Origin of the sequence: Massilia cellulosiltytica, from assembly GCF_047325105.1 — a bacterium.
GTDB classification, from domain to species: domain Bacteria; phylum Pseudomonadota; class Gammaproteobacteria; order Burkholderiales; family Burkholderiaceae_D; genus Telluria; species Telluria orientalis.
In genome coordinates this window covers 1,551,981-1,576,255 of sequence record NZ_CP168562.1, presented here as the reverse complement: position 1 = coordinate 1,576,255, position 24,275 = coordinate 1,551,981, and the positions used below count along the sequence as shown (strand labels likewise).

The window sequence follows — 24,275 nt, the reverse complement described above, 5'->3', positions numbered from 1 at the left end:
TTATGTTCTAATCCTGTCGAGCTTTCACGCACAGGAGACCACGATGCAACCACCGCCTCATCCGCCATCGGCCAGCGAACTCGACGAAGACACGCTGGCCTTCGTGCGCAAGGTCTTCCACTTCGCGCGCGCCGGCGAGGCCGCCGAACTCGCGACGCTGCTGGGCCAGGGCCTGCCGCCCAACCTGCGCAACGAACGCGGCGACAGCCTCCTGATGCTGGCCTGCTACCACGGCCATGCGGACGCGGCCCGGGTACTGCTGGAGCATGGCGCCGATCCGGAACTCATGAACGACGCCGGCCAGACCCCGCTGGCCGGCGCCGCCTTCAAGGGGGACCTGGCGATCGCGACCCTGCTGCTGGACCACGGCGCGGCGGTCGACCACGCGGGCCCGAACGGCAAGACGGCGCTGATGTTCGCCGCCATGTTCAACCGCGGGGACATCGTCCGCCTGCTGCTGGCGCGCGGCGCCGACCCGTTCCGCCCGGACGCGGACGGCAATGCGATCCTCGACGCGGCGCGCAGGATGGGTGCGGGCGACACGGCCGAACTGCTGGCTGCCGCGACCGACGAGCGCTGAGCCGCTTCTCAATCGCCGTTGCGACTGTTCCCATCCAGCACGCGCAGGTAGCGCGGCGCCACGGGACCAGTCAGCCAGACGCCGTTGTCCGAGCGGTAGAACACGGCGCCATCCGCGCGCATGCGGGCCGTGTCGACGCGCAGGATGACGGGAAAGCCGTAGCGTGCACCGACGCGGCGAGCGGTGCCGACGTCGCCCGACAGATGCACGTGCTGGCGGTTGCCGGCGCGCAGGCCCGACGCGAGGATCGACTTCAGGAAGCGGCTCGCCGTGCCGTGGTACAGCACGTCCGGCGGTTGCGCCGGCTGCAGGGCCAGGTCGACCTGGATCGAGTGTCCCTGGCTGGCGCGGATGCGGGTACGGGTGGCATCGAACGCGAAACGCTGCTTGTCGTTGTTCGCGACGACGCGGTCGAGCAGTTCGCGCGCGACCGGCTTGCCATGTTCGGCCAGACGCTGCAGCAGCGCGTCGACATCGGCCCAGCCGTTGGTATCGAGCTGAAGGCCGATGCTGTCCGGGCGATGGCGCAGCACGTAGCTCAGTAGTTTGCTGGTGTCGACGATCGTATCGCGGGACATGATGTGAACAGGAGAAATGGAATCGGCGCCAGCATACGACAGGCGGGTCGCGACCGCCAACGCACTCGCCGAGACGCGGTGATGATTGCCGAGTCTTGACGCCTTGCGCTCGGGTAGACTTGCGCGCCATGCATCCATCACCCGTTCCGACTTCGCCGTCGCCGTCGCCTTCGCCGTCGCCCCGCGCGCCCGGCCTCGATCTGCTGCGCGCCATCGCCATCGGCGTCGTCATGTTGTACCACCTGTCCAGCCACGGCATCGACGTCTCGGGCCCCGGGCGGCATGGCTGGATGGGTGTCGACCTGTTCTTCGTGCTCAGCGGCTACCTGATCGGGTGGCCCGTGCTGCGCGACCTGGCGGCCGGCCGCACGCCGGACTGGGCGGGCTTCGTCGCGGGCCGGGCGTTGCGCATCCTGCCGGCCTACCTTGCGGTGCTGGCGCTGTATCTCGCGCTGCCGGCATGGTGCGAGGCCGGGACGATGCCGCCCGCCTGGCAATTCCTCACCTTCACCATGAACGTCTTGCCCGACCACCTCACGCAGCGGGCGTATTCACACGCCTGGTCGCTGTGCGTCGAGGAGCATTTCTACCTGCTGTTCCCGCTGGCTGCATGGCTGCTGGCGCGTCGCGGACGGATGCCGGGCGTGCTCGCGACAAGCGCCGGTGCCGCCCTGCTGTTCGGTGCCGGGATGCTGTTGCGCGACTGGGAATGGCGGCATGCGATCGCGCCGCATCTCGCGCCGGGCGGAGACGCAGCGCGCGCGGTCGCGGGCTACGTCGGCAGGATCTACAGCCCGACATGGACGCGGGTCGACGGGTTGCTGGCCGGTGTCCTGCTGGCTGCCTTGCGCGCGTTCCGTCCAGCCTGGTGGACGCGCGTGCTGTCGCACGGATGGGTGCTACTCGGCGCGGGCCTGGCGCTGCTTGTCGCGGCCACGCGGGTCGATGTGCTTGGCCGTGGCGGTGCCGCTTTTCTCTATCCGCTCGTGGCCCTCGGCTGCGCCTGCCTACTGCTCGGTGCACTGAGTCCGCGTACGCCGCTCGGATGCCGGGCGCTGCAGGGCATCCGAGTGCTCGCCCGACTCGCGTTCAGCCTGTACCTGACGCATCGCCAGGTGGTTGCGTGGCTCGATGGCGTGGCGGGCGATGTGGCGGCCAACGCACCGTTCACCGCGTTCGTGCTGTACAACGGGGCGTCGCTGGCCGTGGCGGCGCTGCTGTACGTGGCGGTCGAGCGTCCGGGACTGCGAATGCGTCGAGGCATGGCCCGCCGGCTGCCCGACGCACTCGCGGGCTGAGCTTCAGCCGGCTGCGCCGCCCTGCTCGATCTCGGCGGCGGCGCGCGCCAGGACGGCGGCGATGCGCTGCTGCTCCTCGGCGGACGCGCCCGCCCGCGAGGCCAGTGCCCGCTTGAGTGCGTGGCGTGCGTCGTGCAACTCGGCGCTGAACGCACCGCGTCCGCCCGGCCCCTCTTCTCCTTCGGCGAGCGCGCTGCGCATCAATTCCATCTTGCGCGCGGCCTCCTGCAGCCGGGCGAGCAGCATGTCGACGTGTTCGCGGTTCGCGTCCAGATGGGCGCGGCCGTCGTCGGACAACGCATAACGCTTGCGCGTGCCTTCGAGCTCGATGGTCACCCAGCCCAGGTCTTCCATCGCGGCGAGTGCCGGATACATCATGCCGGGGCTCGGTACGTAGAAGCCGCCCGAGCGGGCTTCCAAGGCCCGGATGAGCTCGTAGCCATGGCTCGGCTGTTCGGCGATGAGGGCCAGCAGCAGCAATTGCAGGTCGTCCGACGACAGCTTGCGTCCGCGCGGCAGCCCGCCGTCGTCGGAAAAGCCAAAGCCGCCCGGACCGCGGCCCCGGCCATGGTGGCCGCCGGGACCGCCGGGACCGCCGGGACCATGCCGGTGGTGCGGCGCGAACCCTGCGTGTCCGTGGTCGTGATGAAGGTGATGGTGATGATGATGATGATGATGTGGATGGTGGTGTGGCATGATCGCCCCTTATATCGTAAGATACATCGTAAGATATACAACCAAGTTGATACTGTCAACCATTTATTGACGCGAGCGCGCTACACTGGGCCGCCTGATAATTTATGGAGAGATTGATGTCGATGGAATGGGACTGCCTGGTGTCGACGATGCGCCTGGGCCGCGAGGATGACCGGGGCGACGGCGGCAGCCGTACCGAATACATGCGCGACTGGGACCGGCTCGTGTATTCGAGCGCGTTCCGGCGCCTGCAGGACAAGACGCAGGTGTTCCCGCTGTCGGACAGCGATTACGTGCGCACGCGCCTCACGCACAGCATCGAAGTGTCGTCGGTGGGCCGCTCGCTGGGCATGCTGTGCGGCGAATTCATCAAGGAGCGCGAACCCGCGTTGTCGATGGCGCCGCAGGACTTCGGCAGCATCGTGGCCGCCGCCTGCCTCGCCCACGACATCGGCAACCCGCCGTTCGGCCACTCGGGCGAAGCTGCGATCCAGTCATGGTTCGCCGAGCACGAGGAACGCTGGCTGGCCGACCTCACCGAGCGCGAACGCCAGGATTTCCTGCGCTTCGAAGGGAATGCCCAGGGCTTCCGCCTCGTCACGCGCCTGCAGAATGCCGTCGACCATGGCGGATTCCAGCTCACCTATGCCGTGCTCGCGGCGTTCATGAAATACCCGCGCGCGTCCGACCTGCCGTCGGCCAGGGACAGGATCAGCGAAAAGAAATTCGGCTACTTCGCGGACGACGCGGCAACGGCCGAACGGGTCGCCACCCAGGTCGGACTCGTGCGCAAGGCCCCGGGCGCCTGGACGCGCCATCCGCTCGCCTTCGTGATGGAAGCGGCGGATGACATCTGCTACGGCATCGTCGACCTGGAAGACGGTCACCGTCTGGGCCGCGTGTCCTTCGACGAGGCGCGGCAACTGCTGTGGCCCCTCGCCTTCCCGGGCGGCGCGGCCGAGAGCCCGTCCTACCGCCAGCTCGCGGACGACACGGGCCGCGTGGAATACCTGCGTGCCCGCGCCATCGGCCATCTCATCGGCGCCGCGCTGGATGTGTTCCGCGAACATTACGACGCGATCATGAACGGCCGCTTCGAGCAAGACCTCGCCGGCGCATCGCGCTTCGCGCCCGAGCTGAAGGCGATCGCGACGCTGTCGCGCGAGCGCATCTATGCGACGCCTTCCGTGCTGCAGATCGAAGCGGCCGGCTTCGAGATCCTCGGCGGGCTGCTGGGCAAGATCGTGCCGGCGCTCGTCAAGCCGGAAGCGGAGCGGTCGGCGGCCGACCGCAAGATCGCGCAAATCATCCCGCAGCAATTCAGCCGCGGTACGACGCCGTACGCGCGCCTGCTCGGCGCGACCGACTATATTTCCGGCATGACGGACGGCTTCGCGCTGAAGCTGTTCCGGCGCCTGCACGGTATCGAATTGCCGGGCACGATCGTCTAAACGACGCCGTCGAGCACCCGGCGCACCTGGCGTGCCCGCTCTTCCACGCTGCCGTGCACGACGGTGTACGGGATGCGGCGGGCGTCGAGATCCTTCAGCACGAGTCGCTGGATGCGCCCGCGCCACGCCTCGTTCTCGCGCACGTCCTGTTCCTCGTACGGGATGTCGTCCGCGCAGACGAACGTGTGGGCATAGCGCGCGCGGCATTCGCCGGCGCAGCGCAGCAGCTCGGCCGGCGGCGGGTCGCCGACCTGGCGGAACTCCATGCCCAGCAGCAGTGTCGTCAGCGCATTCGTGTCGACGAACAGCCAGCGCCGCGCCTGCGCCATCGCCGCGTCCTCGGCGGCGCGGTGCCTGACGGCGATCTCGACGTAGTCGTCCGGCCCCAGCTTGCCCTGTTTTTCTTCCCAGATGAAGCGGCCGATCTCGGGCACCGCGACCGTGTCGTAGGCATGTGCCAGATGCTCGGACAACGTCGATTTCCCCGTCGATTCCGCGCCCACGAACACGACGCGCTGCACCGTACTGCCCTGCTCCACCATATCCCGCCTGCCGATCCGCCGATATAAAGAACGCAATCGTAGCCGAGAGCCTGCATCCCTACAACTGACCGGTTATCATGCTGACATGACACAGCCCATCCACGCCGACGGTTTCCTCCTGCGTCCCCTCGTCCCGGACGACGCGCCGGCGATGGCGGCCGCGGTCCGCGAATCGATGGCGAGCCTCGGCCCGTGGATGCCCTGGGCCCATGCCGCCTACGACGATGCCGATGCGCTGGCCTGGATCGCGTTCTGCGCTGCCGCGCGTGCCGATGGCAGCGCGCACGAGTTCGGCATTTTCGGGCCGGACGGCCGGCACTACGTCGGCGCGGCAGGCCTCAACCAGTTCAATCGCCTGCACGGCTTCTGTAACCTCGGCTACTGGGTGCGTACCTCGTCCCAGGGGCAAGGTGCGGCTCTGGCGGCCATCCGGGCGCTGTCGCGTCATGCGTTCGAGCACCTGGGCCAGGCGCGGGTCGAAATCGTCGTCGCGGACGGCAACCAGGCTAGCCTCGGCGTTGCCCGCAAGGCCGGGGCGGTGCATGAATGCCTCGCGCGCAACCGCCTCAACCTGCACGGGCGCCCCGTCGCGGCGCATGTGCTGTCGCTGACGCCGTCGGACACGACGGCGAACGTTTAAAACAGATCCATCTGCGCCGCCGCCGCGCTGGTCGGCTTGACGATCGTCTTCGGCACCACGAGCGGCCGCTTGAACTGCGAGCCGTCCAGCTTGTGGAACCGTCCCATATAGCCATCCAGGCCCAGGCGCTTGATGGCCTTCGTGAAACGCTGGCGAATCAGGTCGGCCCAGATGCCCTCGCCCGTCATGCGTTTGCTGAAGTCGCTGTCGTAGTCCTTGCCGCCGCGCATGTCGCGGATGCGGTTCATCACGCGCTGGGCGCGGTCCGGGAAGTGGGCGTGCAGCCATTGCTGGAACAGCGGGTTCACTTCCCACGGCATGCGCAGCACCGTGTAGTGCGCGCCGACGGCGCCGGCGTCCTTCGCGGCCTCCAGGATGCGCTCGATTTCCGGTTCCGTGATGAACGGGATGATCGGCGCGACGCTCACGCTGACGGGGATCCCGGCTTCCGTCAGGGTGCGGATCGCGCGCAGGCGGCGGGCCGGCGCGGCCGCGCGCGGTTCGAGCGTGCGCGAGATTTCGCCGTCCAGGGTCGTCAGGGTAATCGCCGCGCAGGCAAGGCCCTTCTCGGCCATCGGCGCGATCAGGTCGATGTCGCGCTCGATCAGCGACGACTTCGTGATCAGGCCGTACGGGTGGTTGCATTCGCCCAGCACTTCCAGCACCTCGCGCGTGAGGCGGCGTTCGCGTTCGCACGGTTGATAGGCGTCCGTGTTCACGCCGATGGCGATGTTTTCCGGGACGTAGCCCGGCCGCGCCAGCTCGCGCCGCAGCAGGTCGGCCGCGTTCACCTTGGCGTACAAACGGCTTTCGAAATCGAGACCCGGCGACAGGCCCAGGTAGGCGTGTGTGGGCCGTGCGAAGCAGTAGATGCAGCCGTGCTCGCAGCCGCGGTACGGGTTCAGCGACACGCTGAACGGGATATCCGGCGACGTGTTGCGGCTGAGGATCGATTTGGCGATCTCGTCCGTGACGGTCGTCTTGAGGGGCGCCGGTGCCTCGTCCTTTACGCCAGGCACGGTCCAGCCGTCGTCGAACCGCTCGCGGCCGTTCACTTCGTACCGGCCTTGCATATTGGTGACGGCGCCACGGCCTTTGATCGGACCGTGGATGGGCACGACCTCGGCGGACTTTTGCGGGAACGGCAACACCACCTGGCTGACCGCCCGACTTGCGTTTGCTTTGTTGACCCGATTCACACGGCGCTCCTTAAATACTGTATGTTTATACAGTATAGTACGCCGATGTCAGGATGGGTTCAAGCACAAAAAAAGAGCAGCTTGTTGTTGCACAAAACCGTCAAACGCCTGTAGTAGAGGCCGGTATGCGTCGGCGTCGCTTTCCATTTGGCCAAGTGCCAGCGCGGCCGCTTCCAGCGTCGACAACTGGTGTGGCGCATGCGCCTTGCGAATCCGATAAGCCGACGCGGGCACGTCGTGCAGCGCCAGGCGTGGCAGGCGTTGCAGCTCGGGATTTACGTGGAGCATCTTGCGGCTCTTGCGCCAGGTGGCGTCCAGCACGACGAGCCGCAGCCGCTCCGGCGGCGCCGGTTCGAGCACGGGCGCCGCCAAGCCGGGCGTTTCGGGATACAGCAGCACGGGTACGCGCCCATCCGCGTACAACAGCGCCTGCAGATCAGGGAACGTCTCGCCCACTTCGAGGCGGCTCCCGGGCAAGCACAGATGCAGCAGCCGCGCACTGTTCTTGGCGTTGCGCACCTCGAGCGGATGTTGCAGGATCAACAGGTCGACGCGGCTGGACAGCGGCCGCACCCAGTGGCAGATGCAGGCGCTCTGCGCGCGCAGGCAGGCGGCGCACGTTGCGCGCCTTGTGGAAGAGGATGAAGCGGTCATGGGCGGCGATTGTAACGCCGCCGCCATGCCGTCACTGGCTGCCCATGCGCTGACCCGTATGCGGCGCGTCGGCCGACGTGATGGGCGCATCCGGCCGCAACGTCCTGAGCGCCCGGCTCCACGCCACCACCTGGTCCAGCATGGCATCCACGGACTGCTCGTGATGCTCGGCCGGATTGAAGGTCGTGTGATTCTCGAAGTCGGTGCGCAGCGACAGCATCACCTGCGCGCGCACGTCGGCTACCATCAGCTCGCCCATCACGAGGCGCAGGCTCTCGATGGCGCGCGAGCCGCCCGCGCTGCCGTAGCCGACGAACCCGGCGGCCTTGTTGTTCCATTCCTTGTACAGGAAATCGATGGCGTTCTTCAGCGCGCCGGACGTGCCGTGGTTGTACTCGGGCGTGACGAACACGTAGCCGTCGAAGCCGGCGATGGCGGCGGCCCAGGCCTGCGTATGCGGCTGCGTATACCGGCCCTGCGACGGCGGCACCGGCTCGTCCAGCAGCGGCAGGTTGAAATCCTGGATGTCGACCAGCTCGAACACGGCGTCGGCCCGCATGCCCGCGATGTCCAGCACCCAGCGCGCCACGTCCAGCGCCTTGCGGCCCGGCCGGGTGCTCCCGACGATGATCCCGATCTTGATCATGTTCCCTCCTCCATGGTGTCGTTATTGATGCCAGCCCCCGCCCAGCGCGCGGTACAGGTCGACGTGCGCCTGCAGCCAGGCGGCGCGCAGCTGCAGCGCGGCGTTCTCCGCGGCGAAGGCGTTGCGCTGGGCGTCCAGCTCTTCCAGGTACGACGAATAGCCGTTGCGGTAGCGGTTGTGGGCAATCCTCAGCACCTCGCTGGTGGCCACCCGGCGCGCCTCCGCCTCGTGCAGCTGCTCGCGCAGGCGCTGCACGGCCGTCAAGGCATTCTCCGTGTCGGCGAACGCATTGCGCACCGCGGCTTCGTACGCGAACACGGCGCGGTCGCGCAGCGAGGCGCTGATCTCGGCCTGGGCGCGCAGCCGGCCCGCGTCGAACAGCGGCGCCAGCACGCTGCCGCCCACGCTCCACAGCCTCGTCGGGGATGACAGCAACGTCGGCAAATCGTTCGCGTACGCGCCCAGCGACGCCGTCAGGCGCAACGACGGCAGCATCTGGTCGCGCGCGGCCGCGAGGCTCGCGTCGGCCGCGGCGAGCGCGCGTTCGGCCGAGGCGATGTCGGGCCGCCGGCGCAGCAGTTCGGACGGCAGCCCGGGCTGGATCGCGGGCGCATTCAGGCGAACCAGTGCGGTGCCCCGTCCGACCGGGCCGGGATTGGCGCCGGCGAGGATGTCGAGGGCATTTTCCTGCTGCGCGATCGCCCGCTCCAGCTGCGGCACGACGGCGGCCGTGGCGCGGTACTCGGCCTCGGCCTGCGACAATTCCAGGCGCGAGCTGTAGCCGACCTCGAACTGGCGCCGCGCCAGGTCCAGCGAGCGCTGGCGCGACGCCAGGGTGGCGCGCGCGAGTTCCAGCTGGGCGTCGAGGCCGCGCAGGTTCAGGTAGCCGGATGCCGTGTTCGCCGCGACCGACAGCGCCGTCGCCTCCGCCGCCGCCTGCTGCGCGGCGTAGTCGAGGCGCGACGCTTCCGTCAGGCTGGCCGTGCGGCCGAACGGATCGAGCTCGTAGGCGGCCTGGAATGCGCCCTGGATGGACGTCGTATCGATCGGCGTGCCGAACGGCCCGATCACGCGCGCCCGCGTGGGCGTGAAGCCGACGGACAAGGTCGGCGCCTCGGCCGCGCGCGCCACCTGGACGCGCGCCCGGTATTCCTGCAGCCGCGCCTGCGCCGTGCGCACGTCGTTGTTGCGGTCCAGCGCCTGCGCGACGAGCCGGTCCAGCGCGGGATCGGCGAACGCGCGCCACCAGTCCCGCTCGACGGGCGCACCCGGCCCGACCTGGCCCCGCCACGCGGGCGGCACGACGAGGGTCGTCTGCGGCGGCGGCTGCACGGGAATGCGGCAGCCGGCCAGCAGCGCGGCGCAGGCGCCCAGCATCAGGCGGCGCTTCATCGGGCCTGTCCTTTCGCTTTCGTGTCGATGCTCGCCACCACCGACATCCCGGGCCGTAGCCGCGCCGCCAGTGCCTGGTTCGGGTCGATGCTGATGCGGACCGGAATCCGCTGGGCGATCTTGACGAAGTTACCCGTCGCATTGTCCGGCACGATCACGGAAAACTCGGACCCGGTCGCCGGCGAAATCTGCTCGACGTGGCCGCGCAGCCTGGCGTGGTTGAGCGCGTCGACGGTGAACGTAACGGGCTGGCCCAGCCGGACATCGGCCATCTGCGTCTCCTTCATGTTGGCGACGACCCACATCGTCTGCGGCACGAGCGCCGTCAGCTGCGCGCCCGCGTTGACGAACGCGCCGAGGCGTACGCTCACCTGCCCCAACTGGCCGTCGCGCGGCGCCGTGATGCGGGTATTGGACAAATCGATCTCGGCCAGCCGCACGGCCGCCTCCGCATTCGCGACGGCCGCCTCCAGCGACGCACGGTTGACGTCGACGGTGCGCAGGTTCTGGCGCGAGATCTCGAGGGCCGCCCGCGCCTGCTCGGCCGCGGCGACGGTCTGCGCGCGGGTAGCGCGGGCGGCGTCGCGTTCGCGCGCGGACAGCGAACCGTCGGCCGCCAGTTCTTCCACACGTCTCAGGTCGGCATTCGCGCGCTGCGCCTGGGCGGCCGCGTTGGCGACCGCGGCCTGGTTCTGCTGGATGGTGGCGCTGGCCGTGCCGCGGCTTTGCGCGAAGTTCGCGAGTGCCGCGCGTGTCGTCGCCAGCTGGGCCTTGGCCTGGTCCAGTCTCTGCTGGTAGATGCGGTCGTCGATGCGCATCAGCAGCTGGCCCTGGTGGACCACCTGGTAATCCTGCACGTCCACTTCGACGATGTAACCGGACAGTTGCGGACTGATGATCGTCACCTGGCCCCGCACGAGCGCGTTCTCCGTCGTCTGCAGCGCGCTGTGGAACGGCGGCAGGTTCCAGGCATACAGCACGATCAGGACGCCGATCAGGGCGATGAACGCGAACAGCAGGCCGCTCACGATGACGCGGCGGTTCGATGTTTGTTGGGTTGTGGTCGTTTCCGGCATGGTCGGGCTCGGTTCAGGTTGGGACGGCCGGCGTCGGCTGGGGCGGACGCGGCGCCGTGCGGCGGTCGCCGGACGGGACGGCGATCGGCGAATCGGTTGGGTCGGGCGGTGCCGGCACCGGCACCGGCGCCGGCGGTGGCGGCGCTACGTACTTCAGCCACAGCGAGCGGCCGAAGATCCACGCCGCCAGCAGGGTGGCGATGATGGAAATCAACAGGAACACGTCGTTGTAGGCGAGGATGTTCGCTTCCCGCGCGGCCGTCTGCGTCAGCACGGAGATGCCCTGGCGCGTGCGCGCGGCGGGATCCGCCAGCTGGCGCGCGTACGCCGCCCCGTACTGCTGGATGCGCGCGGCGACGAGCGGATCGAGCGAACTCAGTTGCTCGGCCAGCACGGACGAGTGGTATTTTTCGCGCATCACCTGGAACGTGCCCAGCAGCGACGAGCCGATCAGTCCGCCCAGGTTCTGCGTCAGGCCGAACAGCACGGAAAAGCTGATCAGGTTCGCGGGGTTGGCGATCACGGACCCGAGCAGCGTAAGCAGCAACGGCCCGAGGAACATCACGCCGCCGAACGCCAGCAGGCCCTGGCTCACGTACATCTGGGCGGGCCGCGTGGCGTTGGTCGCGTTCGAATCGATCCATGCGCCCAGCGCCATGATCAACAGCGCCACCACCTGCGGCGCCATCAGGTGCGGCGGCCGGGTGACCAGCACGGAGACGACGATGCCGAGGATCGTCGCGAGCAGGATGACGATGAACAGCGTCTGCATCTCGTCGTTGTTCAGGCCCACGAGGCGCAGGAAGCCGACCGCGCCCACGCTCTGCTCGGACAGCACGACGCGCACGAGCATCAGCGCGATGGACAGGCGCAGGATCATCCCGTTGGTCAGCCAGCGGATGTTCAGCAGCGGATTGTCGCGGTTGTGCTCGACGCAGATCGCGGCCAGCAGCAGCACGATGGACACGGCCAGCGCGATCCCCACCCACGCGTTCTCCGTCCACCACAGCACGCGGCCGAACGTGAGCGCCGCGCACAGCAGCGCCATGCCGGGCGCGAACAGGGAAAACGTGAGGAAGTCGGCGGGCCGGAACGCCCTGAAGCGGTCGCCCGGCGGCAGTTTCAGCCACAGCACGGCGGCCAGCGTGACGAGCGTGAGCCCGAGCTCGAACAGATACAGGCCGCGCCATTCCGCGATCTGCAGCAGGCTCCTGGAAAAGATGTAGGCGATCGGCTGGGCCAGCTGCGCGATGCCGGTCGAGATCACGATGCCCCGCGGCCGCCATTCCTTTTTAAAAGCCTGCAGGCTGTAGTACAGGCCCAGCGTCGACAGGGCCGCGCCCGCCATGCCGTGGGCCGCGCGCACGGCGATCGCGGAGCCCAGGTCGTTGACGAACAGGTGCGCGAACGTGATCAGGGCATACAGCACGAGGAAGAATTCGGTGAACGCGCGCAGGCCGAATTGCTGGCGGAATTTCACCAGCAACAGATTCATCGACACATTGGTCATCACGTAGGCCGTCGGCAGCCAGTTGACTTCGGCCGCGAACACGCCCAGCGTGCCCTGCAGGTTCACGAGGTTGACGGTGACGAGTGCGTTACCGAGGCCGCCCGTGATGGTCACGAGCGTGCCGATCAGGAAGTAGGCGATGCGGCGCGGCATCGAGTGCTTCGGAAACGATGGTCCGCCCGGCAGCGTGGGGCGCTCGTCGGGATGCCACTGGCGCGGCGCGTAATCGGCGTCGCTCATGGGTTCTCCAGCAGCCGCTGCAGGTCTTCCAGCACGGCCGCCGCCGCGGCCATGGCGCTGGCGTCCAGCCGCGCGACGGTCAGGCGCCGCAGCGCGGCCGCTTCCGCGTGGACGTGGTCCGCCACCGCCTCGCCCTGCGGCGTGAGCGCGATGCGCTTGACGCGGCGGTCGCCCGGCGCCGAACCGCGCCGCACGAGGCCGCCCGCGACGAGGCGGTCGAGGGTCGTCACGAGCGTGGCGCCGTCCACGCCGAGCCGGCGCGCCAGTTCCCGCTGCGACGGCGGTTCGGGGCTGTCGGCCACGGCCGTCAGTGCGTTCCAGCCGGCCATCGTCAGGCCGTTCGCCTTCAGGTGGCGTTCGAGCGCGAGGCGCCAGGCGCGCGCGCTGCCTTGTAACGCTTGCAGAAAACGGTCGTCGGGGTCGTCGGTATTCATGTCAGTTAAACATGGGCATCCCAATCGTTGGCCATCCAGATTATCTGCCTGTTATGGCAAATGTGGCCACACGTGAAGATTTAGTTCGAGATTTGGTTAATTGGACATTGCTCTGAGAAATCACCGTGCTTAGAATCAATTCATTCCGCGAGGCAATCAGTTCTCGGGGAAAAGTGCAAACCCGGTGTCGTCGCAGAGTCTTCCATGCTTAAAGTCCGCCCTTCCGTTCGCAAACTGACGTCCGCCTTCATTGCCGCCCTGGCCCTGCTGCCGGGTCTCGCCATCGAACAAGAGCTTCAGCTCGACTATCGGATCAACGAGCACATCGTCCTGATCCCGGCCGGCCAGGACCATCAGGCCCGCCTGGAGACGACCGTGTTCCAGCCGAACGGCCCGGGGCCCTTCCCGCTCATCATCATCAACCACGGCAAGGATCCGGGTCACCCGAACCTGCAGCCGCGCGACCGCTTCTACCACATGGCCCACGCGTTCGTGGCACGCGGCTATGCCGTGATGGTGCCGATGCGCCAGGGCTTCGCCAACTCGACGGGCTATTACCACGACCATGGCTGCGACATGACGGCCAACGGCTACACCCAGGCCGAGGACATCAAGGACACCCTCGAATACGCGCGTGCGCAGAAATGGGTCGACGCGGACCATATCGTCGTCGCCGGCCAGTCGTACGGCGGCCTCGCGACGATGGCGCTCGGCACCGAGGACCTGCCGGGCGTGCGCGGCCTGATCAACTTCGCGGGCGGCCTGCGCGACGACAGCAACGGCTGCGGCTGGCGCTCGGCCCTCGTGTCGGCCTTCGCCGAGTACGGGTCGCAGAACAAGCTGCCGAGCCTGTGGATGTACGGCCAGAATGATTCGCTGTTCTCGCCGGAACTCGTGGCGCGCATGCACGACGCGTTCGAACAGGCCGGCGGCCGCGCCCAGCTCGTCGAGTACGCCCCGTTCAAGCGAGATTCGCATGGAATGCTGGCCAGCCGCGACGGCCAAAAGGTATGGCTGGCCGACACGATGCACTTCCTGCAGCAGATCGGCATGCCGACCAAGGTCGTCTACAAGGTGCCGGAACCGCCGCAGCCGCAGGCGACGAACTTCGCCGGTATCGAGGACATCGAGGCCGTGCCGTTCCTGTCCGAGAACGGCAAGCGCGCCTACCGCGAATATCTGACCAAGATGACGCCGCGCGCGTTCGCCGTGTCGCCCAGCGGCGCCTGGTGCTGGGCCGAGGAAGGCGAGGATCCGGAAGCCCGCGCCCTGGCCACCTGCTCGGCCAAGAGCGACAAGCCATGCCGCCTGTATTCGGTGGACGAGCACGTCGTCTGGAACCCGGACCTGGCCGAGAAGGCGGCCGTCACGGCATCCAATACGCCGGCCCCGTCCACGCCGGGCGATGGCGCGGTGGGCAATGCGGCGGGCATGACGGCGGCGAACTGACCTCGCGTTGCACAATGTGCGGCGGTATAGTGCGCACAAGCCACACCGACGCCATTTTGTTGCATTGCAGCAGCCGTTTCGTCGTCCCGGTCGAGGCAGCGCAAACTCCGTGCCGCATATCAAACCGACAATGGGCTCGCCACGTCCAATGGAGAGTCACATGTTGCGACTGACGAAGTCCTGCGCCTGCGCGCTGCTGGCGCTTGCCGCCTTGCTGGGCACCTCCGCGCGCGCCACCAACAACGATCCCGTCGTGCTCGTGCACGGCGTCCTCGGCTTCGGGCCGGAATCGCATCCGCTCGGCAGCTTCCTGTACTGGGGCGGCTACGGCAACATCGCCGCGCACCTGACCGTCTACCACGGCCCGCATACCGTCTTCACCGCGCAGGTGGGCGCGATCGCGTCGAACTGGGACCGCGCCGCCGAGCTGTACGCCCAGGTCAAGGGCGGCTGCGTCGACTACGGCGCCCACCACGTGGCGCGCTATGGCTATCCCGGCCAGGCACAGAAGCCGGCCGGCAAATGCTGGGCCGCGGATCCGGCCAACAATCCGGACAACTACCCGCTCGCGTTCTACCCGCAATGGGATGCCGCGCACCCGGTCCACATGATCGGCCACAGCCAGGGCGGCACGACGATCCGCGCCCTGGTCCAGTTGCTGGAACACGGCTCGCCCGACGGCGACGAGGGCGGCGGCGAGCTGTACAAAGGCGGCAAGGTGGGCTGGATCAGGAGCGTCGTGACGATCTCCGCGCCGCACGACGGCACCACCCTGCGCGATGCCGTGCTGGACGTGCAGCCGAACCTGCGCAGCCCCTTGCGCGACATCCTCGACAACGAACTGGCCCACTGGGAACTGGCGCCGGACGGCGCGCGCGAATTCAACCGCTGGGCGCTGACGTCACCATCGGCCTATTACTTTTCGGTGGGGACGCTGGCGACGGAAGCCGGCGCCTGGTGCTGCAACGGCACGGACCGCGTGCTCGCGCCCGTGCAGAACGTCCAGTTCCAGTATCCGCGCGCGGACATGATCCCGTACTTCAAGCTGTTCGCCGGCGAATGGATCGTCGGCTCGCTGGCCCAGCCGGGCATGGGCTCGTACACGCAGAACGCGCCGGGCCGCGTGCGCATCGACAGGGCATGGTTTCCGAACGATGGCGTAGTCAACACGGTGAGCATGCGCGCGCCGAGCGGCCATCCGGTGCGCGACTACGACGGCAAGGCCGTCAAGGGGACGTGGAATTTCCTCGGCAATTACCGCGGCTACGACCATTTCGATATCTTGAACTGGCCGAACAACGGACCGTCGGCCGACCCGATCTACGAGCGGATCAGCGACATCATCTTCGGCTTGTAATCACATCGCAGACCGCAAGGTCCGCGCCAGGTCCGACAGCCGATACGGCTTGTTGACGAACGCGAACTCGTTGAGGTCGACGCCATGCCGCTGCTTGAGGGCCGGCAGCGGATAGCCGGACGCGAGCATGATCTTGATAGTCGGAAAATGCTCGCGCGTATAAGTGGCCAGCTCGATGCCGTTCATTCCGTTGGGCATCACGACGTCGGTGAACAGGATGTCGATGTCGCGCTGTTCCATCAAGTCGATCGCTTCCTGCCCGCTGGCGGCCGTGACGACCTCGTAGCCCATGCTCGTGAACAGCGACGCGGCCACGTCCATCAGGTCCGGCTCGTCCTCGACGATGAGGACGCGCTCCGTGTGCTCGGCCTGCGCCTCCTCGGCGGGATTGACGACGGCCGGCAGGTAGATCGCGATCGTCGTGCCTTCGCCCGGTTTGCTGTCGATGGCAACCTCGCCGCCCGACTGCTTGATGAAGCCGTAGACCTGCGACAGGCCCAGGCCCGTGCCCTTGCCCACTTCCTTCGTCGTGAAGAAGGGTTCGAAGGCGCGCGCCACGACGTCCGGCAGCATGCCGGTGCCCGTGTCGCTGACGGTCACGCGCACGTAGTCGCCCGGCGCGAGGCCGGCCGGATGCTGGCCGTCCGCCACGACATTGCCCGTCGCGATGACGAGGCGGCCGCCCTCCGGCATCGCGTCGCGCGCGTTGACGACAAGATTCAGCAGCGCCGACTCGAAGCGGGCGCTGTCGATCAGGGCATTGTGGGCCTTGCGGTCGAGGTCGATCACGAAATCGATGGACGGATTGCCGGCGCGGCGCAGCACGGTCTCGAAGCCGCGGATGACGGCATTGAGGTTGCGCGTTTCCGCCTGCAGCGGCTGCTGGCGCGCGAACGCGAGCAGTTGCTGCGTCAGGCGCGCGCCGCGGTCGATCGCGCGCCGCATCGATTCCAGCGTGCGCGCATCGCCCTCGCCCCGCTGCAGGTTCAGCACCTCGAGGCCGCTGGACAGCACCGACAACAGGTTGTTGAAATCGTGCGCGACGCCGCCCGTGAGCTGGCCGATGGATTCCATCTTCTGCGCCTGGTACAACGCGATGCTGGCCTTTTCCAGCGCCTCGTCGGCCTTCTTCTTTTCCGTCAGGTCGCGCGTGATCTTGGCGAAGCCGAGCAGTTCGCCGTCGTCGCCGCGGATGGCGTCGAGCACGGCATGGGCCCAGAACCGCGAACCGTCCTTGCGCACGCGCCAGCCCTCGGACTCGTAGCGGCCCGCCGCGGCGGCCGTGGCCAGCGCGCGCTTCGGGATGCCCGCGACCTGGTCTTCCGGCGTATAGAAGCGCGAGAAATGGCTGCCGACGATCTCTTCCTGGCTATAGCCCTTGATGCGCTCGGCGCCCGGGTTCCAGTTGGTGACGGTGCCTTCCGGCGACAGCATGAACAGCGCATAGTCGGTGACGCCGTTCACGAGCAGGCGGAAGCGCTGCTCGCTTTCGCGCAGCGCATCCTCGGCGCGCTTGCGCTCGGTGACGTCGCGCGTCACCTTCGCGAAGCCGAGCAGGACGCCCTCCTCGTTGTAGATCGGATCGATCACCACGTGCGCCCAGAACCGCGAGCCATCCTTGCGCACGCGCCAGCCCTCGGCCTCGTACTTGCCCTCCGCGAGCGCGATCGACAGCGCCCGTGCCGGCTTCCCCGCTTCGCGGTCCTCGGGCGTGTAGAAGCGCGAGAAGTGCTCGCCCAGGATCTCCTGCGCAACATAGCCCTTGAACCGGTTCGCGCCGGCATTCCAGCTGCTGACGTAGCCGTTCGGATCGAGCATATAGATGGCATAGTCGCTGATCCCGGAGATCAGGTACTGGTAGCGCCGCTCGTCTGGCCAGGATTGCGTAGGTGACAGGTCGTTCATTTACTGCGGCTGAATGCGCTCGAATAGGGTCAAAACCGGGTCATCATACACCGCAGCAAAAAGCCTTGCGCGCGTTGCGATTAACGAATTTCACATTGTCAATTTCAGTATTTTACTGGGCCGAAAAACTTGCATTGACGATGCATCTTCACCAAAAATCACCGGAATTGATGAGTATTATTGCACCGCAAAATTTTCGCGAAACCATGCCGCCGTCGGATCGTCGGCCGGGAAAAACGATTCCAGCCGCAACTCGTGCACGGTGACGTCGTGCGGCGTGCCGAGCGTCGTGATCGTCGTGAACAGGTTCAGTTCCACACCCTCGTGGGCGATCGTCAGCGGCAGAAACGGCAGCGCGCGCCGGTCGAGGTTCGGCACGTGGCCGTCGGACAGCGCCGCCATCCCGGGCAACGCGGACAATTCGGCCAGCAGCGCCGTCGCCTCGCTGCCCGACCCGTCCGCCATCGCTTCCCGCTGGATCCACGACAGGCTGTCCGCGCACACGGCCTCCCAGTTGACGAGGCGCGGCCGCAGCCCGTCCGGGTCGAGCATCAGGCGCAGCACGTTGATGGAGCCGTCGCGCGGGATGGCCGCGTCGGAAGGCAGGCCCAGCAGCCACTTCATGAAGCCGGCGGCGGGCTCGTTGAACATCACGAGGTTCCACAGCCGGTCCACGACGAGGGCGGGAAACGGCGCCTGCTGGCGCAGCATGAAGTCGAGCGCCTGCATCACGGACGACAGTTCCGGGTCGGACAGGTTGCGCTCCTGGTAGGCGGGCGCGAAGCCGGCGGCGAGCAGCATCGCGTTTCTCTGGCGCAACGGCACGTCGAGCACGATGCCGAGTTTCAGGACCAGGTCGCGGCTCGGCTGCGCCCGTCCGCTCTCCAGGAAACTCAGGTGCCGCTGCGAGACGCCGCCATCCACTGCCAGGCGCAGCTGGCTGTAGCCGCGCCGCATGCGCCAGTAGCGCAGCGCCGAGCCGAAGTCGCTGAAGTAGCCGTCGCTGCGCGCGGCCGCGTGTCCATCCTGCATCGCGATCCCCTGTTGATGTAAAGGCATCAATTTAGACCTCCGCACGGATGAACTCAAGCAACTCGCCATTGACCTGCTCCACGTGCGTGAGGAACATGCCGTGCGCGGCGTCTTCATGGACGACGAGGCGGCAGTCCGGTACGAGGGCGCTCGTCCTGCGCGCGGTCAGCTCCAGCGGCGCGGAGACGTCGCGGGCGCCGGCGATCAGGAGCACCGGCACGTCGACGGCTTCCAGCTCCGCCACCATGTCCGATTCCTCCACGCAGAGGTGGCAATCGTGCAGCGCCTGCAGCGAGCATTGCAGGGCCATCTGCGCGAGCCAGTCGCGCATGCGCGGGCCGGCGCCGGGCACGAACGGCTCGACGTTCTCCTCGATCCAGCGTGGGAAGTCGTGCAGCAGCTGCGTGCTGCGGAACTGTTGCAGCAGCGCGGGATCGACCCCATGCGGATTCGATGCGGACAGCGTGATGCCCGGCGTCATCGGCCCGAGCAGCGCGACCTGCGTCACCCGCGCGCTGCCGTGGCGCGTGAGGTAGCGGACGATCTCGTTGCAGCCCATCGAATGCCCGACCAGCACGACGTCGCGCAGGTCGAGGGCTTCGATGACGGCCGCGATGTCGTCGGCCAGCGTGTCGAGGTCGTAGCCGCCGCCCGGGTCGGACGAGCGGCCGTGGCCGCGCCGGTCGAAGGCGATGCAGCGCAGGCCCTGCCGGCACAACGCCATCATCTGGTAGCCCCAGGAATCGGAGCACATCGACCAGCCGGCCACGAACAGCACGGGCCGGCCGCGGCCCCAGTCGCGGTAGTACAGGTTGACGTCGCCGGCGATGATGGTGTTCGGCGCGGCGGTGTAGGCGCGGGTGTGTCGCTGCAGGGTCATGATGGTCTCCTTCGGTGGTTGACGTTGGAGCCAGTGTGCCGGGCGGCGTGCGGCGCGGCGATTACCTCCCAGGTAATGACGGCTGTCGTCGAATTTCCCATTTCTACAGCGACAAGCCCATCAATACACCGCGCAATTCGCCGGATTCGCGCGGATCGACGAGATTGAATGGTAGGAATGCCGAATCGGCGTTCAGCTTTTCATTGTAAAATGCTGCACTTGCAACCCGACGTTTCCCACGCCGTTTACCACCCATGACCCAGGCCGCCACCGTACCCGTCCTCGACCTGTCGACCTGCGACAAGGAACCGATCCGCACGCCCGGCAGCATCCAGCCGCACGGTTTCCTGCTGACGCTCGCGCCCGACCTGGCCGTGCTGCAGGCCAGTGGCAACGTGGGCGACTGGACCGGCGTCGCGGCGAGGGACGCCGTCGGGCAGCCGCTGGCGGCCGTGATCGGCGCCGCGGCGGCGCAGCGTATCGCGCCCGAGCTGGCGGCCGACCTGGGTCCGCGCCCGTACTACGCCGGCACGATCACGACGGCCAACGGCCACCACTTCGACGTGCTGGCCCACGAATGGGATGGCGTGATCATCGCCGAATTCGAAGCCGTCGATCGCGCGGAAGCGGCGGATTTCCGCCACTTGTACCCGCTGATCGGCGACTTCCTGCTGAAGGTGAACGACGCGACCGGCATCGAAGCGCTGGCGAGCCTGGCGTGCCAACACATCCGCTCCGTGACGGGTTTCGGGCGCGTGCTCGTCTACCAGTTCGACGCGGACGGCCACGGCCACGTGACGGCGGAAGCGCGCGATGAGCGCTATCACTCGTACATGGGGCAGCACTTCCCCGCGTCCGACATCCCGGCGCAGGCGCGCGAGCTGTACAAGCTGTCGCGCATCCGCCTGATCCAGGACGCGACCTACGTGCCCGCCCCGCTCGTGCCGGCGCTGAACCCCGTCACGGGCCGGCCGAACGATTTGTCGTTCGCGGCGCTGCGCAGCGTCTCGCCCGTGCACCTGCAGTACATGCGCAACATGAACACGCTCGCGTCGATGTCCGTGTCGCTGATGGTCAAGGGCAAGCTGTGGGGCCTGATCTCGTGCCACAACGAGGAACCGATCCCGATCGCCTTCGAAAAGCGCACGGCGTGCGAGCAGCTGGGCCAGATCCTCGCGCTGTGCATCGAATCGCGCGAGGACGCGGCCGACCTGCAGTTCCGCCTCGAAGTGCGGCGCACGATGGTGTCGATGCTCGCCGGCCTCACGCAGGGCAGCGACTTCGTCGAGAACCTGGTCAATGTGTTCCCGGACCTGCTGCGCTTCGCGCGCGCGTCGGGCGCGGCGATCATGGTCGACGGCCGCGTCCTCACGTACGGCGACACGCCGGAGGAAGACGACGTCCGCGCCCTCGTCGACTGGCTCACGCTGCACGACCACGGCGACGTGTTCCACACCGATAAACTGTCCGCGCAGTATCCGCCGGCGGAACGCCTCACGCGCAACGCCAGCGGCCTGCTCGCGATGCCGATCTCGCGCATCCACAAGCACTACCTGCTGTGGTTCCGTCCCGAGTGGGTGCACACGATCGAGTGGGCGGGCAATCCGCACGCGAAGGCGGCGGCAACGGGCGCCGTCTCCGGCGCCCCGCCGACGCAGCTGTCGCCGCGCACGAGCTTCGACGCGTGGCGCGAGACGATCCACGGCACGAGCCAGCCGTGGCACCAGGGCGAGGTCGAGATGGCGCTGGAATTCCGCACCGCCCTCCTCGGCATCGCGCTCGAACGCGCGGAGCAGATGGCCGAACTGGCCGAGGAACTGGGCCGCGCGAACAAGGAACTGGAAGCGTTCTCGTACTCCGTGTCGCACGACCTGCGCGCGCCGCTGCGCCACATCGTCGGCTTTGCCGACCTGCTGCTCGAATCGGCCGGCAGCGAGGACGCCCAGCAGCGCCAGCGCTTCCTCAAGAACATCAAGGAAGCCGCGCGCCTGGCCGGCAAGCTCGTCGACGACCTGCTGTCGTTCTCGCAGATGGGCCGCGCCTCGCTGCGCCCGACGACGGTCGACATGAACGACCTCGTCGCGTCCTGCCTCGACAAGCTGGCGCTGGAAACGCGCGGCCGCAACATCGAGTGGAACATCGGCACGCTGCCGGAAGCCTGGGCCGACCCGACTTTCCTGCACCTGGCCTTGTTCAACCTGCTGGCCAATGCCGTCAAGTTCACGGGCCAGCGCGATCCGGCCGTGATCCGCGTGTCTGCCGAAGACCATCCGCACGAGACGGTCTTCCACGTGGCGGACAACGGCGCCGGCTTCAACATGGAGTACGTACACAAACTGTTCGGCGTGTTCCAGCGCCTGCACCGGATGGAGGACTTCCAGGGGACTGGCATCGGCCTGGCGAACGTGCGCCGCATCGTCGAGCGCCACAACGGCCGCGTCTGGGCCGACTCCGTGCAGGGCGAAGGCGCGACGTTCTCGTTCGCGCTGCCCAAACAAGACGCATCTCACTGAAAGCTTACGAAGACATCCATGCTCAAACCCATCCTGCTGGTCGAAGACAACCCGAACGATCTCGAACTCACGCTGATCGCGCTGTCCAAGAGCCAGCTCGCCAACCAGGTCATCATCGTGCGCGACGGCGCCGAAGCGCTGGACTACCTGCACCGCCGCGGCGAATACGCGTCGCGCCCGGCCGGCAATCCGGCCGTCGTCCTGCTCGACCTGAAGTTGCCGAAAGTCGATGGATTGGAAGTCCTGCGCGAAGTCCGCAGCACGGACGGGCTCAAGCCCCTGCCGGTGGTGATGCTGACGTCGTCGAAGGAAGAACAGGACCTCGTGCGCAGCTACGAGTTGGGCGTGAATGCCTACGTCGTCAAGCCGGTGGATTTCACGGAATTCGTGCGCGCGATCGCGGACCTGGGCATTTTCTGGGCCGTGCTGAACGAACCGCCGCCGGGGTCGCAGCGCTACGTCAAGCCCAACAAGTAATCACATCATCGCGACCTGGCGCCGCCGCAGCAGGTGCCGGATGCGCGCACTGAGCGCGTCCGGGTGGTAAGGCTTCTGCAACAGGTTGACGGACGCCTCCAGTTTCCCTTCGTGCGCCAGCACGCCCTCCGCATAGCCCGACGTGTACAGGATCTGCGCCTGCGGCAGGCGCGCACGCACCACCTCGCCCAGTTGCAGGCTGCTCACCGGGCCCGGCATGATCACGTCCGTGAACACGAGGTCGATGTGCTGGCCGCTCTCGACGATCTCCACGGCCTTCGCCGCATCCGGCGCCTCCAGCACCTTGTAGCCGAGCGCGGACAGGATGCCGCAGGTCGTGCTGCGCACGTCTTCCTCGTCCTCGACGACGAGGATGGTCTCGATGCCACCCAGCAGCGGCGCCGTCGGCGCCTGTTCCGCGTGCTGCGGCTCGGCCTCGCTGCGCGGCAGGTAGATGCGCACGCTGGTGCCCTTGCCCGGCTCGCTCCTCAGCACGATCTCGCCGCCGGACTGCTTGACGAACCCGTACGCCATCGACAGGCCCAGGCCCGTCCCCTGCCCCGTCGGCTTGGTCGTGAAGAACGGCTCGAACGCGCGCTCCAGTACTTCGGGCGCCATGCCCTTGCCCGTATCCGCCACTTCGATCAGCACATAATGGCCGCGCGGCACTTCCGTCGGCAACGTGCCGTCGGGCCCGGCATTGGCCGCGCGGATCGTCAGCGTGCCGCCGCCCGCCATCGCATCGCGCGCATTGATCGCGAGGTTCAGCAGCACGTTGTTGAGCTGGTTCGGATCGACGAGCGTGCTGCCCAGGCTGGCCGCGATCTCCGTCACGACGCGCGCCCGCGGACCGAGCACGCGCCGCATCATGTCGTCCATTTCGCGCAGCAAATGGCCGGGATTGATCACGACGGCCTGCAGCGGCTGGCGGCGGGCAAAGGCGAGCAGATGCGACGACAGCTTGGCGCCGCGCTCCACGCCGGCCAGCGCCATGTCGACGCGCGCCTTGCCGGCATCGTTCAGGTTGCCCACCAGTTTCAGCAGTTGCAGGTTGCCGCCGATGATCTGCAGCACGTTGTTGAAATCGTGCGCGACGCCGCCCGTCAACTGGCCGATCGCCTCCATCTTCTGCGCCTGGTGCAGCGCCGACTGGCTGGCGGCCAGTTGTTCCTGGCTGTGCCGCAGCGATACGAACGCGGCATCGCGCTGGCGCCGCGCGATGCAGGCATCGCTGTGGTAACGCACGCGTGCGACGAGTTCGCGCGGATCGGGCCACTTGACGAGGTAGTCGTTGGCGCCGAGGGCGAACGCTTTCGCCTTGATCTCAGGATCTTCTTCGGACGACAACAGGACGACGGGAATGTGTTCCGTATCCTTGTCCGCGCGCAGGCGGCGGGTGACTTCGAAGCCATCGATCTCGGGCATGCGCAGGTCGACGAGCACGACCGTCGCGCCGACTTCCTTGGCCAACTCGACCGCCATGCCGGGATCGCGGGCATAGCGCAACGCATAGGCGGCGCATCCCTTCATGCCGTGGGAGATGATGTCCTCGGCAAAGGGTTCGTCGTCGATCAGGAGAACCGAGCAGGTGTTCGAGTCTTCTTGGTTCATTGCAACTGCGGAAGTAGCGGCATTAAAAAAGGAACCAGAATTGCAAAAAAGTAATATCCGATTTTAACACCAAGCACGACAGGGGGACGTTCGATTCAATCGTGCGACATAGGTG

22 protein-coding genes are annotated in these 24,275 nt (G+C 67.5%); 8 read left to right on the top strand and 14 right to left on the bottom strand.

The genetic code is table 11. The features are described from left to right. The first annotated feature begins 43 nt into the window (after positions 1-43). Positions 44-580 (top strand): ankyrin repeat domain-containing protein, encoded by a 537-nt coding sequence (locus ACEN9H_RS06940; RefSeq protein WP_413674218.1) that lies wholly within the window; start codon positions 44-46, stop codon positions 578-580. An 8-nt stretch (positions 581-588) separates the two neighbouring features. On the opposite strand, the gene ACEN9H_RS06935 is transcribed toward ACEN9H_RS06940, so the two are convergent. Further along, on the bottom strand, positions 589-1,158 hold the full coding sequence (locus ACEN9H_RS06935; protein WP_200949053.1) for an RNA 2'-phosphotransferase: 570 nt from the start codon (positions 1,156-1,158) through the stop codon (positions 589-591). Between the two features lie 95 nt (positions 1,159-1,253). Between ACEN9H_RS06935 and ACEN9H_RS06930 the strand changes: the two genes are divergently transcribed. Further along, positions 1,254-2,456 (top strand): acyltransferase family protein, encoded by a 1,203-nt coding sequence (locus ACEN9H_RS06930; RefSeq protein ID WP_413674217.1) that lies wholly within the window; start codon positions 1,254-1,256, stop codon positions 2,454-2,456. Between the two features lie 3 nt (positions 2,457-2,459). Here ACEN9H_RS06930 and ACEN9H_RS06925 read toward each other — a convergent pair whose 3' ends face one another. Then, complete coding sequence (locus ACEN9H_RS06925; protein ID WP_413674216.1) at positions 2,460-3,152, bottom strand: PadR family transcriptional regulator; 693 nt, start codon at positions 3,150-3,152, stop codon at positions 2,460-2,462. 116 nt (positions 3,153-3,268) lie between these two features. Between ACEN9H_RS06925 and ACEN9H_RS06920 the strand changes: the two genes are divergently transcribed. Next, positions 3,269-4,603, top strand: coding sequence for a deoxyguanosinetriphosphate triphosphohydrolase (locus tag ACEN9H_RS06920; protein ID WP_056132405.1), 1,335 nt, complete (start codon positions 3,269-3,271; stop codon positions 4,601-4,603). On the opposite strand, the gene ACEN9H_RS06915 is transcribed toward ACEN9H_RS06920, so the two are convergent. Then, a complete protein-coding gene (locus ACEN9H_RS06915) occupies positions 4,600-5,145 on the bottom strand; it encodes an AAA family ATPase (protein WP_056330387.1) in 546 nt (181 codons plus the stop codon). The two genes, ACEN9H_RS06920 and ACEN9H_RS06915, sit on opposite strands and share 4 nt — an antisense overlap. Before the next feature lie 85 nt (positions 5,146-5,230). Between ACEN9H_RS06915 and ACEN9H_RS06910 the strand changes: the two genes are divergently transcribed. After that, the gene (locus ACEN9H_RS06910; RefSeq protein ID WP_056330390.1) at positions 5,231-5,785 is read left to right on the top strand and encodes a GNAT family N-acetyltransferase; all 555 of its coding nucleotides are present in this window, start codon (positions 5,231-5,233) and stop codon (positions 5,783-5,785) included. Here the strand turns inward: ACEN9H_RS06910 and ACEN9H_RS06905 are convergent. From ACEN9H_RS06905 to ACEN9H_RS06875, 7 genes are all read right to left on the bottom strand, one after another. Continuing rightward, positions 5,782-6,933 carry a PA0069 family radical SAM protein gene (locus ACEN9H_RS06905; RefSeq protein ID WP_056132578.1) on the bottom strand — a complete coding sequence of 384 codons (1,152 nt, stop codon included), beginning with the start codon at positions 6,931-6,933 and terminating at the stop codon, positions 5,782-5,784. The genes ACEN9H_RS06910 and ACEN9H_RS06905 overlap by 4 nt on opposite strands. 99 nt (positions 6,934-7,032) lie before the next feature. Next, positions 7,033-7,638: a tRNA-uridine aminocarboxypropyltransferase gene (locus ACEN9H_RS06900; RefSeq protein WP_056330394.1), complete on the bottom strand. Its 606-nt coding sequence runs from the start codon at positions 7,636-7,638 to the stop codon at positions 7,033-7,035. A gap of 31 nt (positions 7,639-7,669) precedes the next feature. Then, the gene (locus tag ACEN9H_RS06895) at positions 7,670-8,284 is read right to left on the bottom strand and encodes an NADPH-dependent FMN reductase (protein WP_056330398.1); all 615 of its coding nucleotides are present in this window, start codon (positions 8,282-8,284) and stop codon (positions 7,670-7,672) included. Between the two features lie 21 nt (positions 8,285-8,305). Beyond that, positions 8,306-9,676: an efflux transporter outer membrane subunit gene (locus tag ACEN9H_RS06890; protein WP_056330402.1), complete on the bottom strand. Its 1,371-nt coding sequence runs from the start codon at positions 9,674-9,676 to the stop codon at positions 8,306-8,308. Beyond that, positions 9,673-10,752 (bottom strand): HlyD family secretion protein, encoded by a 1,080-nt coding sequence (locus ACEN9H_RS06885; RefSeq protein WP_056132388.1) that lies wholly within the window; start codon positions 10,750-10,752, stop codon positions 9,673-9,675. Before ACEN9H_RS06885 ends, ACEN9H_RS06890 begins: the two co-directional genes overlap by 4 nt. A gap of 13 nt (positions 10,753-10,765) precedes the next feature. After that, complete coding sequence (locus ACEN9H_RS06880) at positions 10,766-12,502, bottom strand: MFS transporter (protein ID WP_082577642.1); 1,737 nt, start codon at positions 12,500-12,502, stop codon at positions 10,766-10,768. After that, on the bottom strand, positions 12,499-12,936 hold the full coding sequence (locus ACEN9H_RS06875; RefSeq protein ID WP_056132385.1) for a MarR family winged helix-turn-helix transcriptional regulator: 438 nt from the start codon (positions 12,934-12,936) through the stop codon (positions 12,499-12,501). Before ACEN9H_RS06875 ends, ACEN9H_RS06880 begins: the two co-directional genes overlap by 4 nt. A gap of 204 nt (positions 12,937-13,140) precedes the next feature. On the opposite strand from ACEN9H_RS06875, the gene ACEN9H_RS06870 reads away from it, so the two are divergent. After that, positions 13,141-14,385, top strand: a complete 1,245-nt coding sequence (locus ACEN9H_RS06870) for a dienelactone hydrolase family protein (RefSeq protein WP_413674215.1) — start codon at positions 13,141-13,143, stop codon at positions 14,383-14,385. Positions 14,386-14,545: 160 nt separating this feature from the next. Then, on the top strand, positions 14,546-15,742 hold the full coding sequence (locus tag ACEN9H_RS06865; protein ID WP_413674214.1) for an esterase/lipase family protein: 1,197 nt from the start codon (positions 14,546-14,548) through the stop codon (positions 15,740-15,742). Here the strand turns inward: ACEN9H_RS06865 and ACEN9H_RS06860 are convergent, their stop codons facing one another. The 3 genes from ACEN9H_RS06860 to ACEN9H_RS06850 form a co-directional block, all read right to left on the bottom strand. Continuing rightward, positions 15,743-17,647, bottom strand: coding sequence for a PAS domain S-box protein (locus ACEN9H_RS06860; protein ID WP_413674213.1), 1,905 nt, complete (start codon positions 17,645-17,647; stop codon positions 15,743-15,745). A 177-nt stretch (positions 17,648-17,824) separates the two neighbouring features. Further along, positions 17,825-18,706, bottom strand: a complete 882-nt coding sequence (locus ACEN9H_RS06855) for a helix-turn-helix domain-containing protein (protein WP_413674212.1) — start codon at positions 18,704-18,706, stop codon at positions 17,825-17,827. A 4-nt stretch (positions 18,707-18,710) separates the two neighbouring features. Beyond that, positions 18,711-19,559, bottom strand: a complete 849-nt coding sequence (locus ACEN9H_RS06850) for an alpha/beta fold hydrolase (protein WP_413674211.1) — start codon at positions 19,557-19,559, stop codon at positions 18,711-18,713. 254 nt (positions 19,560-19,813) lie between these two features. Between ACEN9H_RS06850 and ACEN9H_RS06845 the strand changes: the two genes are divergently transcribed. Both ACEN9H_RS06845 and ACEN9H_RS06840 read left to right on the top strand, forming a co-directional pair. Beyond that, the gene (locus tag ACEN9H_RS06845) at positions 19,814-22,072 is read left to right on the top strand and encodes an ATP-binding protein (protein WP_413674210.1); all 2,259 of its coding nucleotides are present in this window, start codon (positions 19,814-19,816) and stop codon (positions 22,070-22,072) included. 18 nt (positions 22,073-22,090) lie between these two features. Then, positions 22,091-22,549, top strand: coding sequence for a response regulator (locus ACEN9H_RS06840; RefSeq protein WP_025511382.1), 459 nt, complete (start codon positions 22,091-22,093; stop codon positions 22,547-22,549). Here ACEN9H_RS06840 and ACEN9H_RS06835 read toward each other — a convergent pair whose 3' ends face one another. Continuing rightward, positions 22,550-24,160 carry a response regulator gene (locus ACEN9H_RS06835; RefSeq protein WP_413674209.1) on the bottom strand — a complete coding sequence of 537 codons (1,611 nt, stop codon included), beginning with the start codon at positions 24,158-24,160 and terminating at the stop codon, positions 22,550-22,552. It abuts the gene before it with no gap. Positions 24,161-24,275 lie beyond the last annotated feature (115 nt).

Coding starts and splice junctions, on each gene's coding strand:
- ACEN9H_RS06940 (WP_413674218.1), top strand. CDS start 44: ATGCAACCACCGCCTCATCCGCCATCGGCCAGCGAACTCGACGAAGAC.
- ACEN9H_RS06935 (WP_200949053.1), bottom strand. CDS start 1,158: ATGTCCCGCGATACGATCGTCGACACCAGCAAACTACTGAGCTACGTG.
- ACEN9H_RS06925 (WP_413674216.1), bottom strand. CDS start 3,152: ATGCCACACCACCATCCACATCATCATCATCATCATCACCATCACCTT.
- ACEN9H_RS06920 (WP_056132405.1), top strand. CDS start 3,269: ATGTCGATGGAATGGGACTGCCTGGTGTCGACGATGCGCCTGGGCCGC.
- ACEN9H_RS06915 (WP_056330387.1), bottom strand. CDS start 5,145: ATGGTGGAGCAGGGCAGTACGGTGCAGCGCGTCGTGTTCGTGGGCGCG.
- ACEN9H_RS06910 (WP_056330390.1), top strand. CDS start 5,231: ATGACACAGCCCATCCACGCCGACGGTTTCCTCCTGCGTCCCCTCGTC.
- ACEN9H_RS06900 (WP_056330394.1), bottom strand. CDS start 7,638: ATGACCGCTTCATCCTCTTCCACAAGGCGCGCAACGTGCGCCGCCTGC.
- ACEN9H_RS06895 (WP_056330398.1), bottom strand. CDS start 8,284: ATGATCAAGATCGGGATCATCGTCGGGAGCACCCGGCCGGGCCGCAAG.
- ACEN9H_RS06890 (WP_056330402.1), bottom strand. CDS start 9,676: ATGAAGCGCCGCCTGATGCTGGGCGCCTGCGCCGCGCTGCTGGCCGGC.
- ACEN9H_RS06885 (WP_056132388.1), bottom strand. CDS start 10,752: ATGCCGGAAACGACCACAACCCAACAAACATCGAACCGCCGCGTCATC.
- ACEN9H_RS06880 (WP_082577642.1), bottom strand. CDS start 12,502: ATGAGCGACGCCGATTACGCGCCGCGCCAGTGGCATCCCGACGAGCGC.
- ACEN9H_RS06875 (WP_056132385.1), bottom strand. CDS start 12,936: ATGAATACCGACGACCCCGACGACCGTTTTCTGCAAGCGTTACAAGGC.
- ACEN9H_RS06870 (WP_413674215.1), top strand. CDS start 13,141: ATGCTTAAAGTCCGCCCTTCCGTTCGCAAACTGACGTCCGCCTTCATT.
- ACEN9H_RS06865 (WP_413674214.1), top strand. CDS start 14,546: ATGTTGCGACTGACGAAGTCCTGCGCCTGCGCGCTGCTGGCGCTTGCC.
- ACEN9H_RS06860 (WP_413674213.1), bottom strand. CDS start 17,647: ATGAACGACCTGTCACCTACGCAATCCTGGCCAGACGAGCGGCGCTAC.
- ACEN9H_RS06855 (WP_413674212.1), bottom strand. CDS start 18,706: ATGCCTTTACATCAACAGGGGATCGCGATGCAGGATGGACACGCGGCC.
- ACEN9H_RS06850 (WP_413674211.1), bottom strand. CDS start 19,559: ATGACCCTGCAGCGACACACCCGCGCCTACACCGCCGCGCCGAACACC.
- ACEN9H_RS06845 (WP_413674210.1), top strand. CDS start 19,814: ATGACCCAGGCCGCCACCGTACCCGTCCTCGACCTGTCGACCTGCGAC.
- ACEN9H_RS06840 (WP_025511382.1), top strand. CDS start 22,091: ATGCTCAAACCCATCCTGCTGGTCGAAGACAACCCGAACGATCTCGAA.
- ACEN9H_RS06835 (WP_413674209.1), bottom strand. CDS start 24,160: ATGAACCAAGAAGACTCGAACACCTGCTCGGTTCTCCTGATCGACGAC.